Genomic DNA, 16,119 nt, shown 5'->3' on the forward strand with positions numbered 1-16,119 from the left:
TGAATCCCCTAAGAATCCAGCTTTGCCCCCAGCAAGGCCGGACGCCATGCCCCACATCCTCATCGTCGAAGACGAAGCCTCCATCGCCGACACCCTGGTCTACGCCCTGCAGGCCGACGGCCACAGCACCGAATGGGTGACCCTCGGCAGCGCCGCGCTGGAGCAGCAGCGCCTGCGCCCGGCGGACCTGGTGATCCTCGACATCGGCCTGCCCGATATCAGTGGTTTTGAAACCTGCCGCCAGTTGCGCCGCTTCAGCGAGGTGCCGGTGATGTTCCTCAGTGCCCGCGACGCCGAGATCGACCGCGTGCTGGGCCTGGAGATCGGTGCCGACGACTACGTGGTCAAGCCGTTCAGCCCGCGCGAGGTGGCGGCGCGGGTGCGGGCGATCCTCAAGCGCATGGCGCCGCGCGTTGAGCCGGCCACTGAAAGCACGCTGTTCCAGCTCGATACCCTGGCCATGCGCATCAGCTACCAGGGCCAGCTGCTGACCCTGACCCGCCACGAATTCCGCCTGCTGCAATGCCTGCTGGAGCAACCGCGCCGGGTGTTCAGCCGCGAGCAGTTGCTCGACGGCCTGGGGGTGGCCTCGGACGTGGGCTACGAGCGCACCATCGACAGCCATATCAAGAGCCTGCGCGCCAAGCTGCGCCAGGTGGCCGCCGACGCCGAGCCGATCCAGACCCACAGGGGCCTTGGCTACAGCTACAGCCCGGAACACGCCTGATGCGCCTGGGGATTCGCATCTTTTTGGTGTACTTCCTGTTCGTCGGGCTGGCGGGCTATTTTTTGCTCAACACCGTGCGCGAGCAGATTCGCCCGGTGGTGCGCCAGTCCTCGGAAGAAACCCTGGTGGACACCGCCAACCTGCTGGCCGAGATCCTCCACGACGATGTCAAGGCCGGCACCCTGGCCCAGAGCCGCCTGCCCGAGGTGCTCAAGGCCTACGGCCTGCGCAGCCCCGGCGCGCATATCTGGGGCCTGGCCAAGACCCAGGTCAGCCACCGCATCTACGTCACCGACGCCAAGGGCATCGTGCTGCTCGACTCCAGCGGCGAGGATCTGGGCAAGGACTACTCGAAGTGGAACGACGTCTACCTGACCCTGCACGGCCAGTACGGCGCGCGCTCCACCCGCAGCGTTGCCGACGACGAAAGCACCTCGGTGATGCATGTGGCGGCGCCGATCCTCGATGCGGGCAGGGTCATCGGCGTGGTCACCGTGGCCAAGCCCAACAGCTCGCTGCAGCCGTACATCGACCGCTCTGAACAGCGCCTGCTGAACCTGGGCCTTGGGCTGATCGGGCTAGGCCTGCTGATCGGCGCGGCGCTGTCGTGGTGGCTGGTGCGCTCGCTGCGCCGCCTGGCGCGCTATGCCCAGGCGGTCAGCGAGGGTGAACGGGCAGCCGTGCCGTATTACAAGGGCGGCGAGCTGGCGCACCTGGCCAATGCAGTGGAGCGCATGCGCACGCAGCTGGAGGGCAAGGCCTACGTGGAGCGCTACGTGCACACCCTGACCCACGAGCTGAAAAGCCCGCTGGCAGCGATTCGTGGGGCCTCGGAGCTACTGCAGGGCGAGATGCCGGCCGAGCAGCGGGCGCGCTTTGCCGGCAACATCGAGCGCGAGAGCGAGCGTTTGCAGCAGATGATCGAGCGTCTGCTGAACCTGGCCCGGGTCGAGCAGATGCAGGCCCTTGAAGACGAGCAGCAGGTGGCCCTGGCGGGGCTGGTGGATGAGTTGCTGGTGGCCCAGGGGGCGCGTATCGAGGCCAACTCGTTGCAGGTGCGCCAACGGATGCCGGCCGGCACGCAACTGCTGTGCGACCCGTTCCTGCTGCGCCAGGCGCTGGCCAACCTGTTGGACAACGCCTTGGACTTCACCCCGCCTGGCGGGGTACTGCTGTTCGAGCTGGAGCGTGACGGCGAGCGGGTGGCGCTGAGCCTGTTCAACCAGGGGCCAAGCATTCCCGAGTACGCCCTGGGGCGGGTCAGCGAGCGGTTCTATTCACTGCCGCGCCCTGGCACCGGGCGCAAGAGTACGGGGCTTGGGCTGAATTTCGTTGCCGAGGTGATGCAATTGCATGGCGGGGCGTTGGCGGTGGATAACGCCGAAGGCGGGGTGCAGGTGCGCTTGTGGCTGCCGGCGCGGCGGCTAAACCCATGATCGGCTGATCACCGACCCTTGTAGGAGCGGCCTTGTGTCGCGAAAGGGCTGCAAAGCAGCCCCGGCATTCTTGCATGATGCCGAGATCCTGGGGCTGCTACGCAGCCCTTTCGCGACACAAGGCCGCTCCTACAGGGGACGCGGCGCCCTTTCGAGTTTGGTTGGCAATTCTCCACACAAACCACACAAACCCACCCCAAAGGCTCCACGCAGCCGGCAGACACTGCCTGCCATCGCACACGGAGCCTCACCAATGAACAAGACCCTGGGTTTCAAGCTTGGCACCATCGCCATGCTGATCCTGCTGCTGCTCATCCCGCTGATGATGATCGGCGGCCTTATCGACGAACGCCAGCAGCTGCGTGACAGCGTGGTGCAGGATATCGCCCGCAGCTCCGCCTACGGCCAGCAGGTCAGCGGCCCGATGCTGGTGGTGCCCTACCGCAAGTACGAACGCCGCTGGGTCGACAAGAACGGCCAGAGCACCCAGGAAACCAGCACGGTCAGCGGCAATTTGTACTTTTTGCCGGAAACCCTCGATGTGGACATGGGCGCCGAGACCGAGCTGCGCGCACGGGGCATCTACCAGACGCGGTTGTTCCACACCAAGGGCCGTATCAGCGGCCGCTTCAAGCTGCCCGATCACTGGGGCATCGACGAGGACTACGGCGACTACCGCTTCGACAAGCCCTACCTGGTGGTAGGTATCAGCGATATCCGAGGCATCGAGAACAACCTGGAGCTGAACCTGGACGACCAGCGCCAGGCCTTCGAGGCCGGCACCGGCCTTGACTGGATGCGCGGTGGCGTCCATGTGCCGCTGCCGCAGTTCGAAGGTGGCCATATCGGCGAGTTCAACTACAGCTTTGAGCTGGCCCTGCAGGGTACCGGCCAGTTGCACGTGCTGCCGGTGGGCCGCAGCAGCACGGTGGCCCTGCGCGCCAACTGGCCGCACCCAAGCTTCATCGGCAGCTACCTGCCCAGTCGTCGGGCCATCGACGACGAAGGCTTCAGCGCCCATTGGCAGACCTCGTTCTTTGCCACCAACCTGGAAGACGCGCTGCGCAAATGCGCCACTGCAAACCAGTGCGAAGAGTTCCTGCAAACCACCCTCGGTGTGAGCTTCGTCGACCCGGTGGACCAGTACCTGAAGAGCGAACGGGCGATCAAGTACGCGTTGCTGTTCATTGCCCTGACCTTCGCCGGCTTCTTCCTGTTCGAGGTGCTCAAGAGCCTGCGGGTGCATGCGGTGCAGTACGTGCTGGTGGGCGTGGCGCTGGCGTTCTTCTACCTGTTGCTGCTGTCGCTGTCGGAACACCTGGGCTTTGCCCTGGCCTACGGGCTGTCGGCGTCGGCCTGTGTGCTGCTGATCGGCTTCTACCTGTGCTTCGTGCTGCAAAGCCTGGGGCGCGGGGTGGGCTTTGCGGCGGGGTTGGCGGCGTTGTACGGCATGCTCTACGGGCTGCTCAGCGCTGAGGACTACGCGCTGCTGATGGGCTCGCTGCTGTGCTTTGGCTTGCTTGGCGTGTTCATGGTGCTGACCCGCCGGTTGGACTGGTCGCGGGTGGGGAGGGGGGTATGAGGGAGGATAGAGAGGTCGGGCGCTGGTTGGCCCTGAGGATTGGGCAGTTGTTTCCTGTGATACCGAGGTAAGGCCTTCGCGGGTAAACCCGCTCCCACAGGTACGGTACAGACCCTGTGGGAGCGGGTTTACCCGCGAAGAGGCCCGGTCAGGCGTTTGGGGTGGTCGCCAGCATCGACGCCCGCTGGCTCACCTCGGCATACCACGCCGCCAGCCCGGGCTGCCGCTCACGCCAGCCAAATTCGGGCTGGCGCAGGTCCAGATACCCCAGCGCACAGGCCACGCCAATGGCCGCCAGGTCGAACCCCGAGGCCAGCTCGGCCAGGTGTTCCTGTTCCAGGTTGGCAAGGCTTCTGCGGATCTTCTCGCCCTGCGCTGCCACCCACCCGTCCCACTGCTTGTCAGCCGGGCGCAGGAAGGTTTCGTAACGGGTACCTACCGCAGCGTCCATGATCGCATCGGCCTGGGACGCCAGGGTCAGCCGGCGCCAGCGCGCCGAGCCCTCGCGGGGCAGCAGCGGGTTGCCGACGTGCTGGGTGTCGAGGAATTCGCAGATCACCCGGCTGTCGTGCAGCACGCTGCCGTCGTCCAGGCGCAGGGCCGGGATCTTGCCGATCGGGTTGCCCTGGTTGAGCTGCTCGTCGCCGTTCACCGGGCTGATGTTCACCGCCTGCAGCGTCACCCGGCCGAGCTGGCCGGTCTCGTGCAGCACCACCATCACCTTGCGCACGAACGGCGACAAGGGCGAATGGAACAGGATCATGGCTCAGTTACCTTGCAGGCTGGGCGGCAGGCATACGCCCAGGCCGCCGATGCCGCAGTAGCCGTCGGGGTTCTTGGCCAGGTACTGCTGGTGGTAGGCCTCAGCGAAGTACACGGTCGGCGCCTGGTCGATCTCGGTGGTGATTTCGCCGAAGCCGGCCTTGCCCAACTCGGCCTGGAAGGTGTCGCGGCTGGCCTTGGCTTGTGCGAGCTGTTCTGGCGAGGTGCAGTAAATGGCCGAGCGGTACTGGGTGCCGATGTCGTTGCCCTGGCGCATGCCTTGGGTGGGGTTGTGCAGCTCCCAGAACATCGCCAGCAGTTCGCGGTAGCTGACCTTGTCCTTGTCGAACACCACCAGCACCACCTCGGTGTGGCCGGTCAGGCCCGAGCAGACTTCTTCGTAGGTGGGGTTGGGGGTGAAGCCGCCGGCGTAGCCGACCACGGTGCTGACCACGCCTTCACGCTGCCAGAAGCGGCGCTCGGCACCCCAGAAGCAGCCCAGGCCGAAGATGGCGAAGTCGATGGCGCCTTCGAAGAACGGGCCCAGCAGCGGGGTGCCTTCGAACACGTAGTGGAACTCGGGCAGGCTCATCGGGGTTTCGCGGCCAGGCAGGGCCTGTTCCGCGGTAGGCAGGACGTTTTTGTTCACCAGGATTTCCGAACGCAGGGTCATGGCCGTTCCTCTCTTAGGTATTCAACAACCTGGGGCCGCGTTGCGGCCCTTTCGCGACACAAGGCCGCTCCTACAGGAAATCGCGCACTCCTGTAGGAGCGGCCTTGTGTCGCGAAAGGGCTGCGCAGCAGCCCCAGAAGGCAAGTGATGGTGTCTATAGTGCCCGAGCTTTACGCCGCTGTCAGGCCAATGGCCCGCGCGGGTAGCGGCGCAGCTTTTCGTTCAGCTCGCGCCCGGGGATCGGCCGGTCGAACAGGTAACCCTGGCCCACGTCGCAGCGGTGGCGGCGCAGGAAGGCGAGCTGTTCGGGCGTCTCGATGCCCTCGGCGACCACCTTGAGCTTGAGGTTGTGGGCCATGGCCACCACCGCCGAGGTGATCTCCATGTCGTCCTGGTTGTCGGGGATTTCGTTGATGAAGCTGCGGTCGATCTTGATGATGTCGATCGGGAACTTCTTGAGGTAGCTCAGCGATGAGTAGCCGGTGCCGAAGTCGTCCATCGCCAGGGTCAGGCCCAGTGCCTTGAGCTCGTCGAGCTGGCGGTGGGTGTCTTCGCTGGCCTCCAGCAGCAGGCCTTCGGTGAGTTCAAGCTCCAGCAGGTGCGGCGGCAGGGCTTCTTCTTTGAGAATACTGTCGATCGAGCTCACCAGCTCCGGGTCGGAGAACTGCTTGGGCGACAGGTTGATGGCCACGTGCAGGTTGCCAAAGCCCTCTTCACGCAACTGCTGGCTCATGCGGCAGGCCTGGCGCACCACCCACTTGCCGATGGGGATGATCAGCCCGGTCTCTTCGGCCACGCTGATGAACTGGTCGGGGCGGATCATGCCGCGCTCGGGGTGGTTCCAGCGCAGCAGCGCTTCCAGCCCCAGCAGGCGGCCGCTGCGCAGGCACAGCTTGGGCTGGTAGAACACCTCCAGCTCGTTCTGGGTCAGGGCGCGGCGCAGGTTGTTCTCGACGAACAGCTTGTAGCTGGCCTCGGCGTTGAGCACCTCGGTGAACACCTGCACCTGGTGCTTGCCGTTGGCCTTGGCCTTGTGCAGGGCAAGCCCTGCGTTCTTCATCAGGGTGGCCGGCTCGCTGCCATGCAGCGGCGCGCAGGCCAGGCCCACGGAGGCGGTGACGTTGATCAGCTGGTTGTCGACGAACATGGGTTTGTCGAGGGTGCGCAGCAGCTGGTGGGCCACGCCCTGGCCGTCCTCCAGCGAGGTGTCGTCCAGCAGCACGGCAAACTCGTTGCTGGCAAAGCGCGCCAGGCTGCCGCCGCTGCTCAGGCTGTTGCGCAGGCGCCGGGCCAGGCTGATCAGCAGCTTGTCGCCGGTCTGGTGGCCGAGGCTGTCGTTGATCCGCTTGAAGTTGTCGATGTCCACCAGCAGCAGGCAGATGGGGCTGGCGCTGTCGCGGGCAAAGCGTTCGTCGAGGTTTCTGATGAACGCCGGGCGGTTGCCCAGGTTGGTCAGGTTGTCGGTGTAGGCCAGGCGCTCGATGCGCTGCTGGGCCAGCTTGGTTTGGGTGATGTCTTCGTAGATGCCGATGTAGTGGGTCAACTCGCGGTTGTCGCCGTACACCTTGGAGATCGACAGCTGGCCCCAGTAGGGTTCGAGGTTCTTGCGCCGGCTCTTGAACTCGCCCTGCCAGCTGTTGCCCATGGCCAGGCTGGACGGCGAGTCGAACAACAGCTCGCTTAAGTTTTCCAGCGCCGGCAGCTCGGCCAGGTGGTGGCCCTGGACTTCATCGGTGCTGTACTGGGTGATGGCGGTGAAGCTTGGGTTGACGTACTCCACCACGCCGTTGCGGTTGACCAGCAGGAAGGCACTGGCGCTTTGCTCCACCGCGCGCTGGAACAGGTGCAGGGCGCTGGCGGCGGTGCGCCGGTTGTGGTTGTTGATGACCTGGGCGAACTGGTCGGCCAGCTCGCCGGCGAAGGCGATTTCGTCGGACTGCCAGGCCCGCGGCTTGCCGTTTTGCTCAAGGCACAGTACGCCGACCACCTGGCCGTCGATGCGGATGCTGGCATCGAGCATGGCGCTGTCGTCGTCGCCGTGCAGCAGCTCGGACATTTCGCGGGTGCGCGGGTCGTGGCTGGCGTTGTGGGCGTCGATGGCGCGGCTGGCGTGCAGGGCTTCGAGGTAGTCGGGGAAGCGGCTGGCGTCGATGGCTTCGGGCAGGCGGTGCTGCTGCTCGCGGCTGTACCAGGCGCTGATCGGCTCCAGGCGCTGGTCGTTCAGATACCAGATGCTGGCGCAGTCGACCTTGTAGATTTCACAGGCGCTCTGGGTGATCAGCTCGGCGGCTTCGAGCAGCGAGTTGCCCACGCTGTAGCGCTGGCGCGCCAGGCGCAGGATGAGGTCTTGCTGGGCGCGTACGCGCTCGAGGTGTTCGAGCTGCTCTTGCTGGGCGTGCTGGTTGAGCTGCAGGGCCAGTTGCAGGCGGTTGTTGCGCGACTCCAGGTCGTTGCCGTCTACCTCGGGGCCTTCGAGCGGCTGGTCGTCGAGCACCGTCAGGTAGCCGCGCAGCAGCTGGCGGCTGTGCTGCTTGTAGCTTTCGCCGACTTCCAGCAGGCGCAGCGGCTCGGGACCGCAGTGCAGGGTGTAGCGCACCCGGTAGTGGCCGCGCTGGGCCAGTTGCAACTGGATCTCGTCATGCAGCTTGTAGCGTGCCTCGGGCTCCATGAGGCTGGCGTAGGGCGAGCTGATCAATGAGCACAGCTCGGCGGCGGGCAGGCTGAATTGCCGTTCGCAGGCCGGGTCGACGTAGAGCATGGCCCAGCTGGCTTCGTTCAGCCGCTCGAAACGCAGCATGCCGAGCCGCGAAGGCACGGGTAGCTGCGTGACGACCTCGGCCGCCACTCGGCTGGCGGCATCGGGTTGGCTTTTCATCGAAGACTCGCTTGAACAAGGCGGTTGGCGCGGCGGGCCACGGGCTATGCGGCGACGCTTTGGGCAAGGTTGCATCATGTCCCGGGGACTGGCAAGCGGCCATGCGTGATGCTGTGTACAGGTTGTCGGCCAAATGGATGGAATCTGTAGGTTGGGTGTTGGATTCCGGGGCCGCGGTGCGGCCCGTTCGCGACACAAGGCCGCTCCTACAGGGAACCGCGATCTCCTTGTAGGAGCGGCCTTGTGTCGCGATGGAGGGCGAAGCCCTCCCAGCTTTTTCAAGGCAAAAAAAGCCCCGCCATGGGGCGGGGTTGAGGTACGAGCGTGGCAGCTCGAAAACGGTGCCGCCCCTGCGCGCAGGGGCGGCTGGTGCAGCGTTACAGCAGCATGGTGCGGATGTCGCCCAGCACGTCGCCCAGGCGCTTGGTGAAGCGCGCGGCGGCAGCGCCGTTGATCACACGGTGATCGTAGGACAGCGACAGTGGCAGCATCAGCTTCGGCTGGAAGGCCTTGCCATCCCAGACCGGCTGCATGGTCGCCTTGGAGACGCCCAGGATAGCCACTTCAGGCGCGTTGACGATCGGCGTGAAGCCGGTGCCGCCAATGTGGCCGAGGCTGGAGATGGTGAAGCAGGCACCCTGCATGTCGTCGGCCGACAGCTTCTTGGTGCGCGCCTTCTCTGCCAGGGCTGCGGCTTCGGCAGCCAGTTGCAGCAGGCTCTTCTGGTCGACGTTCTTGATCACAGGGACCAGCAGGCCGTCCGGGGTGTCCACGGCGAAGCCGATGTGCACGTACTTCTTGCGGATGATGGCCTTGCCGCTTGGCGCCAGCGAGCTGTTGAAGTCCGGCAGTTCCTTGAGCAGGAAGGCGCAGGCCTTGAGCAGCAGCGGCAGCACGGTCAGCTTGACGCCAGCCTTTTCAGCTACGGCTTTTTGCGCAACGCGGAAGGCTTCCAGCTCGGTGATGTCGGCGGAGTCGAACTGGGTCACGTGCGGCACGTTCAGCCAGCTGCGGTGCAGGTTGGCAGCACCGACCTGCATCAGGCGGGTCAGGGCCACTTCTTCCACTTCACCGAACTTGCTGAAGTCCACGACAGGGATCGGCGGGATGCCGGCGCCGCCGGTTGCGCCAGCGGCTGCTGGTGCCTCCTTGGCCTTCTGCATCATCGCCTTGACGTAAACCTGCACGTCTTCTTTCAGGATGCGGCCGTGCGGGCCGGTGGCGGCAACAGCACCCAGCTCGACACCGAATTCACGGGCCAGCTGACGAACCGCCGGGCCTGCGTGAACCTTGGCGTTGTTGCCGGCAGCCGGTGCGGTAGCGACCGGAGCAGGTGCTGCGGCCGGGGCAGCAGCAGCAGCAGCAGGAGCGGCAGCAGCAGGTGCGGCAGCCGGGGCCGGAGCAGCAGCGGGAGCTGCGCCTGCGACTTTCAGCTTGAAGATCAGGTCGCCAGTGCCGACTTCGTCTTCGAGCTTGCACAGGACTTCTTCGACCACGCCGGCAGCCGGCGACGGGATTTCCATGGAGGCCTTGTCGGACTCCAGGGTGATCAGCGACTGGTCGGCTTCGACGGTGTCGCCGACCTTGACCAGCACTTCGATGATCTTGGCCTTGCCCGACGAGCCGATGTCCGGCACGTGGATGTCCTGCACGCTGGCAGCAGCCGGAGCTGCGGCTGGAGCAGGGGCGGCTTCGGCGGCTGGCGCAGGCGCTGCAGCCGGGGCAGCGGCGGCGGCCGGAGCCTCAGGGGCCGCAGCAGCGGCGCCCTCGGCTTCCAGGACCAGCAGCTCGTCGCCTTCTTTCAGGCGGTCGCCCAGCTTGACCTTCAGTTCTTTGATGACGCCGGCCTTGGGAGCCGGGATCTCCATGGAGGCCTTGTCGGACTCCAGGGTCAGCAGGCTCTGGTCAGCCTCGATACGGTCACCGACCTTGACGAACAGCTCGATGATTTCACCTTCACCGCTGCCGATGTCAGGTACGCGAATGAGTTCGCTCACTTAAAAATACTCCTCAGCAGTCCAGTGGGTTGCGCTTGTCCGGGTCGATGCCGAACTTGACGATGGCGTCAGCCACAACCTTGGGTTCGATCTCGCCACGGTCAGCCAGGGCTTCCAGGGCAGCCAGCACCACGAAGTGGCGGTCGACTTCGAAGAAGTGACGCAGCTTCTTGCGGCTGTCGCTGCGACCGTAACCGTCGGTACCCAGGACTTTGAACTCTTTGCTTGGCACCCACTGGCGAATCTGCTCGGCGAACAGCTTCATGTAGTCGGTGGAAGCGATGACCGGACCTTTGCGACCGTTCAGGCACTGCTCGACGTAGGTCTGCTGTGGCTTCTGGCCAGGCTTCAGGCGGTTGGCGCGCTCCACGGCCAGGCCGTCGCGACGCAGTTCGTTGAAGCTGGTGACGCTCCACACGTCGGCGCCGACGTTGAACTCTTCACGCAGGATCTTCGCGGCTTCGCGGACTTCGCGCAGGATGGTGCCGGAGCCCATCAGCTGGACGTGGTGCGCGGCATCGCGGGTTTCTTCTTCGAGCAGGTACATGCCCTTGATGATGCCTTCCTCGACACCGGCCGGCATGGCTGGCTGCTGGTAGGATTCGTTCATCACGGTGATGTAGTAGAAGATGTCCTGTTGCTCTTCGGTCATCTTCTTCATGCCGTCCTGGATGATCACCGCCAGCTCGTAGCCGTAGGTCGGATCATAGGTGCGGCAGTTCGGGATGGTGCCCGCCATCATGTGGCTGTGACCGTCTTCGTGCTGCAGGCCTTCGCCGTTCAGCGTGGTACGGCCGGCGGTACCGCCGATCAGGAAGCCACGGGTACGGCTGTCGCCAGCGGCCCAGGCCAGGTCGCCAATGCGCTGGAAACCGAACATCGAGTAGAAGATGTAGAACGGCAGCATCGGCTGGTTGTGGCAGCTGTACGAAGTACCGGCAGCGATGAACGACGACATGGCGCCGGCTTCGTTGATGCCTTCTTCGAGGATCTGGCCCTTCTTGTCTTCGCGGTAGAACATCACCTGGTCTTTATCGACCGGCTCGTAGAGCTGACCGACCGACGAGTAGATGCCCAGCTGGCGGAACATGCCTTCCATACCGAAGGTACGGGCTTCGTCCGGGATGATCGGGACGATGCGCTGGCCGATGTCCTTGTCCTTGACCAGCTGCGCCAGAATACGCACGAAGGCCATGGTGGTGGAGATTTCGCGGTCGCCCGAGCCGTCCAGGATCGCTTTCAGCGTTTCCAGCGGCGGGGTTGGCACGCTGAAGCTCTTGGCACGGCGCTGTGGCACGAAACCGCCCAGGGCAGCACGGCGCTCGGCCAGGTACTTGGCTTCGGCAGAACCTTCTTCGGGTTTGAAGAACGGCAGGTTCTCGAGGTCGGCATCCTTGACCGGGATGTCGAAGCGGTCACGGAAGTGACGCAGGCTGTCGACGTCGACCTTTTTAGTGTTGTGCGCGGTGTTCTTGGCTTCGCCGGCACCGGTACCGTAACCCTTGATGGTCTTGGCCAGGATGACGGTTGGCTGGTCTTTATGGTTAACAGCCTGGTGGTACGCCGCGTAGACCTTGTACGGGTCGTGGCCGCCACGGTTGAGCTTCCAGATCTCGTCGTCGGACAGGTCTTCGACCATGGCCTTGAGCTCTGGGGTGTTGAAGAAGTTCTCGCGAACGTACGCGCCGTCTTTGGCTTTGTAGTTCTGGTACTCGCCGTCGATGACTTCGTCCATGCGGCGCTGCAGGGCACCGTTGGTATCCTTGGCCAGCAGTGGGTCCCAGAAGCGGCCCCAGACGACTTTGTTGACGTTCCAGCCACCGCCACGGAACACGCCTTCGAGTTCCTGGATGATCTTGCCGTTGCCGCGAACCGGGCCGTCGAGGCGCTGCAGGTTGCAGTTGATGACGAAGATCAGGTTGTCCAGCTTCTCGCGGCCGGCCAGGGCGATTGCGCCCAGGGATTCCGGCTCGTCGCACTCGCCGTCGCCCATGAAGCACCAGACCTTCTGCTTGCCGGCCGGGATGAAGCCGCGGGCTTCGAGGTACTTCATGAAGCGCGCCTGGTAGATGGCCTGGATCGGGCCCAGACCCATCGAAACGGTCGGGAACTGCCAGAAGTCAGGCATCAGCCATGGGTGCGGGTACGAAGACAGGCCGTTGCCGTCCACTTCCTGACGGAAGTTGTTCATCTGCTCTTCGTTGATGCGGCCTTCCATGAAGGCACGGGCGTAAACGCCTGGCGAAGCGTGGCCCTGGAAGAACACCAGGTCGCCGCCGTGTTCATCGGTCGGGGCCTGGAAGAAGTAGTTGAAGCCGATGTCGTACAGCGTGGCGCTGGAGGCGAAGCTCGAGATGTGGCCACCCAGGTCCGAGTCTTTCAGGTTGGTACGCATGACCATGGCCAGGGCGTTCCAACGCACCATCGAGCGAATGCGGCGTTCCATGAACAGATCGCCAGGCATGCGTGCTTCGTGGGTGACAGGGATGGTGTTGCGGTATGGCGTGGTGATGGCATACGGCAGCTGCGAGCCACTGCGGGTGGCCAGCTCGCCCATGCGGGTCATCAGGTAATGAGCGCGGTCTTCGCCTTCTTTGTCGAGGACCGACTCCAGGGCATCCAGCCATTCCTGGGTTTCGATTGGATCGAGGTCTTGCATGGCTTGCTCCAGGGCGGAAAGGCCACCAGAATCGATGGCCTGAGTTTGCGACTGGCCTTATGGGCAGACGTCGTGAATTCTTGGATTACCGGACAGTCATCCGGCGCGGTGTAGTTTTACTACAAATGGTTTCGCATTTCATGCTTTTGCGCGCCATGGGTAGTAGTAAAACTACACAAATGCGACGTTTGGTCGCACTCCGGGTTGTGGAGAAAAACGTTCCTGTTGGTTGGCGGTGTGCCGCGATCGGGTGATTCTTGATGTTTTCAACCAGGTTTTCGCTTTTTTCAGCTATTTACAACTTTTGTATGACAGTCCAACCGTCATTCAGCTGTGTTTTTTCCGCCACAACCCCTCTCTTTCACGCCGATCAAGGATAGACCATGCGCCTGCCTTTGCCGCTCGATCTGCCTGCCACCCTGCAACCGCTGGTCGCCCGCAACCGCCAGTTCCTGGCCGATGCCCTGGCCGCCCACCCGGAATTGACCCCCACTGCCTGGAGCGCCACCCACCAGCAGCAGTTCGACCAGGTGTGCGCGGCCAGCGAGTTCGCCCTCACCCAGGCCCAGCGCACACCGGCGGTGCTGTTCGAGTTGCTGGCCAGCGGCCAGATGGACCGCCCGTTCGCCCCGGGCGAGCTGCGCGGGCAGATAAAAGCCGCAGCCGATGCCGCGCAAAGCGAAGACGAGCTGGCGCGCAACCTGCGCCGCGAGCGCAACCGCCAGCAACTGCGCATCATCTGGCGCGACATTACCCGGCAGGCCGCCCTTGGCGAAACCTGCCGCGACCTCTCCGACCTTGCCGACGCCAGCATCGATGAAGCCTACCAGTGGCTGTACCCGCGCCACTGCCAGCAGTTCGGCACGCCGATGGGCAACCGCAGCGGCCAGCCGCAGCACATGGTGGTGCTGGGCATGGGCAAGCTGGGGGCGGTGGAACTGAACCTGTCGTCGGACATCGACCTGATCTTCGCCTTCCCCGAAGGCGGCGAAACCGAGGGGGTGAAGCGTTCGCTGGAAAACCAGGAGTTCTTCACCCGCCTGGGCCAGCGCCTGATCAAGGCGCTGGACCCGGTGACCGTCGACGGCTTCGTGTTCCGCGTCGACATGCGCCTGCGCCCCTACGGCTCGGCCGGCGCGCTGGTGCTCAGCTTCAACGCGCTGGAGCAGTACTACCAGGACCAGGGCCGCGACTGGGAACGCTATGCCATGATCAAGGCGCGGGTGGTGGCCGGCGACCAGGCGGCCGGCGCGCAGTTGCAGGAGATGCTGCGCCCGTTCGTGTACCGGCGTTACCTGGACTTCTCGGCCATCGAGGCGCTGCGCACCATGAAGCAGCTGATCCAGCAGGAAGTGCGGCGCAAGGGCATGGCCGACAACATCAAGCTGGGCGCCGGCGGCATTCGCGAGGTGGAGTTCATTGCCCAGGCCTTCCAGCTGATCCACGGCGGGCGCGACCTGAGCCTGCAGCAGCGGCCGCTGCTGAAAGTGCTGGCAACCCTGGAAGGCCAGGGCTACCTGCCACCTGCGGTGGTTGCCGAACTGCGCGAGGGCTATGAGTTCTTGCGCTACACCGAGCACGCCATCCAGGCCATCGCCGACCAGCAGACGCAGATGCTGCCCGATGGCGACACTGACCGCGAGCGCATCGCCTACATGCTTGGCTTTGCCGACTGGGCTGGGTTCCACGAACAGCTTATGCACTGGCGCGGGCGTATCGACTGGCACTTCCGCCAGGTGATCGCCGACCCCGACGAGGACGAAGCCGAAGGCGAGCTGGTGGTGGGCGGCGAGTGGTCGCCGTTGTGGGAGCAGGCCCAGGATGAAGAAGCGGCCTGCCGGCAGTTGGAGGAGGCTGGCTTCAAGGCCCCAGCCGAGGCCTTGCGGCGCCTGGCCGCCCTGCGCGTGAGCCCGGCGCTGCGCTCGATGCAGCGCATTGGCCGCGAGCGCCTGGATGCCTTCATCCCGCGCTTGCTGGCCCAGGCCGTGGAACACGCCAACCCCGACCTGGTGCTGGAACGGGTGCTGCCGCTGGTGGAGGCCGTGGCCCGGCGCTCGGCCTACCTGGTGTTGCTTACCGAAAACCCCGGCGCCCTGCGCCGCCTGCTGACCCTGTGCGCGGCCAGCCCGTGGATCGCCGAGCAGATCGCGCGCTACCCGCTGCTGCTCGACGAGTTGCTCAACGAAGGCCGGCTGTTCAGCCCGCCGCTGGCGCCGGAGCTTGCGGCCGAGCTGCGCGAGCGGCTGACGCGCATCCCCGAGGACGACCTGGAACAGCAGATGGAGGCCCTGCGCCACTTCAAGCTGGCCCACAGCCTGCGGGTGGCCGCCTCGGAAATCACCGGCAACCTGCCGCTGATGAAAGTCAGCGACTACCTCACCTGGCTGGCCGAGGCGATTCTCGACCAGGTGCTGGCCCTGGCCTGGCGCCACACCGTGGCGCGCTACGGCCAGCCGCAGCGCAGCGATGGCAGCCTGTGCGACCCGGGCTTCGTGATTGTCGGCTACGGCAAGGTCGGCGGTATCGAACTGGGCCATGGCTCGGACCTGGACCTGGTGTTCATCCACGACGGCGACCCCAACGCCGAAACCGACGGCGCCAAGCCCATCGACGGCGCGCAGTTCTTCACCCGCCTGGGCCAGCGCATCATCCACCTGCTGACCACCCAGACCAACTCCGGCCAGCTGTACGAGGTGGACATGCGCCTGCGCCCCTCCGGCGCCTCGGGGCTGCTGGTGAGTTCGCTGGGCGCCTTCGAGCGCTACCAGCAGGCCGAGGCCTGGACCTGGGAGCACCAGGCGCTGGTACGGGCGCGGGTGCTGGTGGGCTGCCAGCAGGTGGCCGCAGCCTTCGAGGGTGTGCGCGCACGGGTGCTGGGCCAGGCCCGCGACCTCGACAAACTGCGCGCCGAGGTGAGCGAGATGCGCGCCAAGATGCGCGACAACCTGGGCAGCAAGGGCACCGGCGCAGGCCTTGCCGGCAATGCCTTCGAGGCTGGCCAGCCGTTCGATATCAAGCAGGATGCCGGCGGTATCGTGGATATCGAATTTATGGTGCAATACGCCGCTTTGGCCTGGTCCCACGGCCACCCCGAACTGCTGCGCTGGACCGACAACATCCGCATCCTCGAAGAGCTGGAGCAGGCCGGGCTGATGCCCGCCAGCGACGCCGTGCTGCTGCGCGAGGTGTACAAGGCGTTCCGCGCCGCCTCGCACCGCCAGGCGCTGCAGAAGCAGGCCGGAGTGATCGATGCCGGACAGTTCGTCGACGAGCGCCGCGAAGTGCGGCGGGTGTGGGGTGAATTGGGTCTGACGTGAGATTTTGGGGCCGCTGCGCGGCCCTTTCGCGACACAAGGCCGCTCCTACAGGGTAATGCGATCTTCTGTAGGAGCGGCCTTGTGTCGCGAA

Annotated in this window: 9 protein-coding genes; 4 read left to right on the forward strand and 5 right to left on the reverse strand. The window is 65.0% G+C overall.

The genetic code is table 11. The annotated features are described in order from the left end of the window. Nucleotides 1-46: 46 nt before the first annotated feature. The 3 genes from creB (at nt 47) to creD (ending at nt 3,745) form a co-directional block, all read left to right on the forward strand. A complete protein-coding gene (gene creB / locus ACI2KK_RS04230; protein ID WP_404667988.1) occupies nt 47-727 on the forward strand; it encodes a two-component system response regulator CreB in 681 nt (226 codons plus the stop codon). After that, nucleotides 727-2,163, forward strand: coding sequence for a two-component system sensor histidine kinase CreC (gene creC / locus ACI2KK_RS04235; RefSeq protein ID WP_404667989.1), 1,437 nt, complete (start codon nt 727-729; stop codon nt 2,161-2,163). The genes creB and creC overlap by 1 nt, the downstream gene beginning before the upstream one ends. Before the next feature lie 253 nt (nt 2,164-2,416). Next, on the forward strand, nt 2,417-3,745 hold the full coding sequence (creD, locus tag ACI2KK_RS04240) for a cell envelope integrity protein CreD (protein WP_404667990.1): 1,329 nt from the start codon (nt 2,417-2,419) through the stop codon (nt 3,743-3,745). 148 nt (nt 3,746-3,893) lie between these two features. Here creD and ACI2KK_RS04245 read toward each other — a convergent pair whose 3' ends face one another. The 5 genes from ACI2KK_RS04245 to aceE form a co-directional block, all read right to left on the reverse strand. Next, nucleotides 3,894-4,508: a glutathione S-transferase gene (locus ACI2KK_RS04245; protein WP_404667991.1), complete on the reverse strand. Its 615-nt coding sequence runs from the start codon at nt 4,506-4,508 to the stop codon at nt 3,894-3,896. Between the two features lie 3 nt (nt 4,509-4,511). Beyond that, nucleotides 4,512-5,180 (reverse strand): peptide-methionine (S)-S-oxide reductase MsrA, encoded by a 669-nt coding sequence (gene msrA / locus ACI2KK_RS04250; RefSeq protein WP_404667992.1) that lies wholly within the window; start codon nt 5,178-5,180, stop codon nt 4,512-4,514. 181 nt (nt 5,181-5,361) lie between these two features. Continuing rightward, a complete protein-coding gene (locus tag ACI2KK_RS04255; protein WP_404667993.1) occupies nt 5,362-8,055 on the reverse strand; it encodes a putative bifunctional diguanylate cyclase/phosphodiesterase in 2,694 nt (897 codons plus the stop codon). A gap of 377 nt (nt 8,056-8,432) precedes the next feature. Further along, nucleotides 8,433-10,052 (reverse strand): dihydrolipoyllysine-residue acetyltransferase, encoded by a 1,620-nt coding sequence (aceF, locus tag ACI2KK_RS04260; RefSeq protein WP_404667994.1) that lies wholly within the window; start codon nt 10,050-10,052, stop codon nt 8,433-8,435. Between the two features lie 13 nt (nt 10,053-10,065). Then, a complete protein-coding gene (aceE, locus tag ACI2KK_RS04265; protein WP_404667995.1) occupies nt 10,066-12,711 on the reverse strand; it encodes a pyruvate dehydrogenase (acetyl-transferring), homodimeric type in 2,646 nt (881 codons plus the stop codon). 383 nt (nt 12,712-13,094) lie between these two features. Here aceE and glnE point away from each other — a divergent pair, with 383 nt between their 5' ends. After that, the gene (glnE, locus tag ACI2KK_RS04270) at nt 13,095-16,028 is read left to right on the forward strand and encodes a bifunctional [glutamate--ammonia ligase]-adenylyl-L-tyrosine phosphorylase/[glutamate--ammonia-ligase] adenylyltransferase (protein ID WP_404667996.1); all 2,934 of its coding nucleotides are present in this window, start codon (nt 13,095-13,097) and stop codon (nt 16,026-16,028) included. Nucleotides 16,029-16,119: the final 91 nt, after the last annotated feature.

It is taken from the genome of Pseudomonas sp. NPDC089406 (genome assembly GCF_044900265.1).
In the GTDB taxonomy this organism is placed as follows: Bacteria; Pseudomonadota; Gammaproteobacteria; order Pseudomonadales; family Pseudomonadaceae; genus Aquipseudomonas; species Aquipseudomonas fakonensis.

Coding starts and splice junctions, on each gene's coding strand:
- creB (WP_404667988.1), top strand. CDS start 47: ATGCCCCACATCCTCATCGTCGAAGACGAAGCCTCCATCGCCGACACC.
- creC (WP_404667989.1), top strand. CDS start 727: ATGCGCCTGGGGATTCGCATCTTTTTGGTGTACTTCCTGTTCGTCGGG.
- creD (WP_404667990.1), top strand. CDS start 2,417: ATGAACAAGACCCTGGGTTTCAAGCTTGGCACCATCGCCATGCTGATC.
- ACI2KK_RS04245 (WP_404667991.1), bottom strand. CDS start 4,508: ATGATCCTGTTCCATTCGCCCTTGTCGCCGTTCGTGCGCAAGGTGATG.
- msrA (WP_404667992.1), bottom strand. CDS start 5,180: ATGACCCTGCGTTCGGAAATCCTGGTGAACAAAAACGTCCTGCCTACC.
- ACI2KK_RS04255 (WP_404667993.1), bottom strand. CDS start 8,055: ATGAAAAGCCAACCCGATGCCGCCAGCCGAGTGGCGGCCGAGGTCGTC.
- aceE (WP_404667995.1), bottom strand. CDS start 12,711: ATGCAAGACCTCGATCCAATCGAAACCCAGGAATGGCTGGATGCCCTG.
- glnE (WP_404667996.1), top strand. CDS start 13,095: ATGCGCCTGCCTTTGCCGCTCGATCTGCCTGCCACCCTGCAACCGCTG.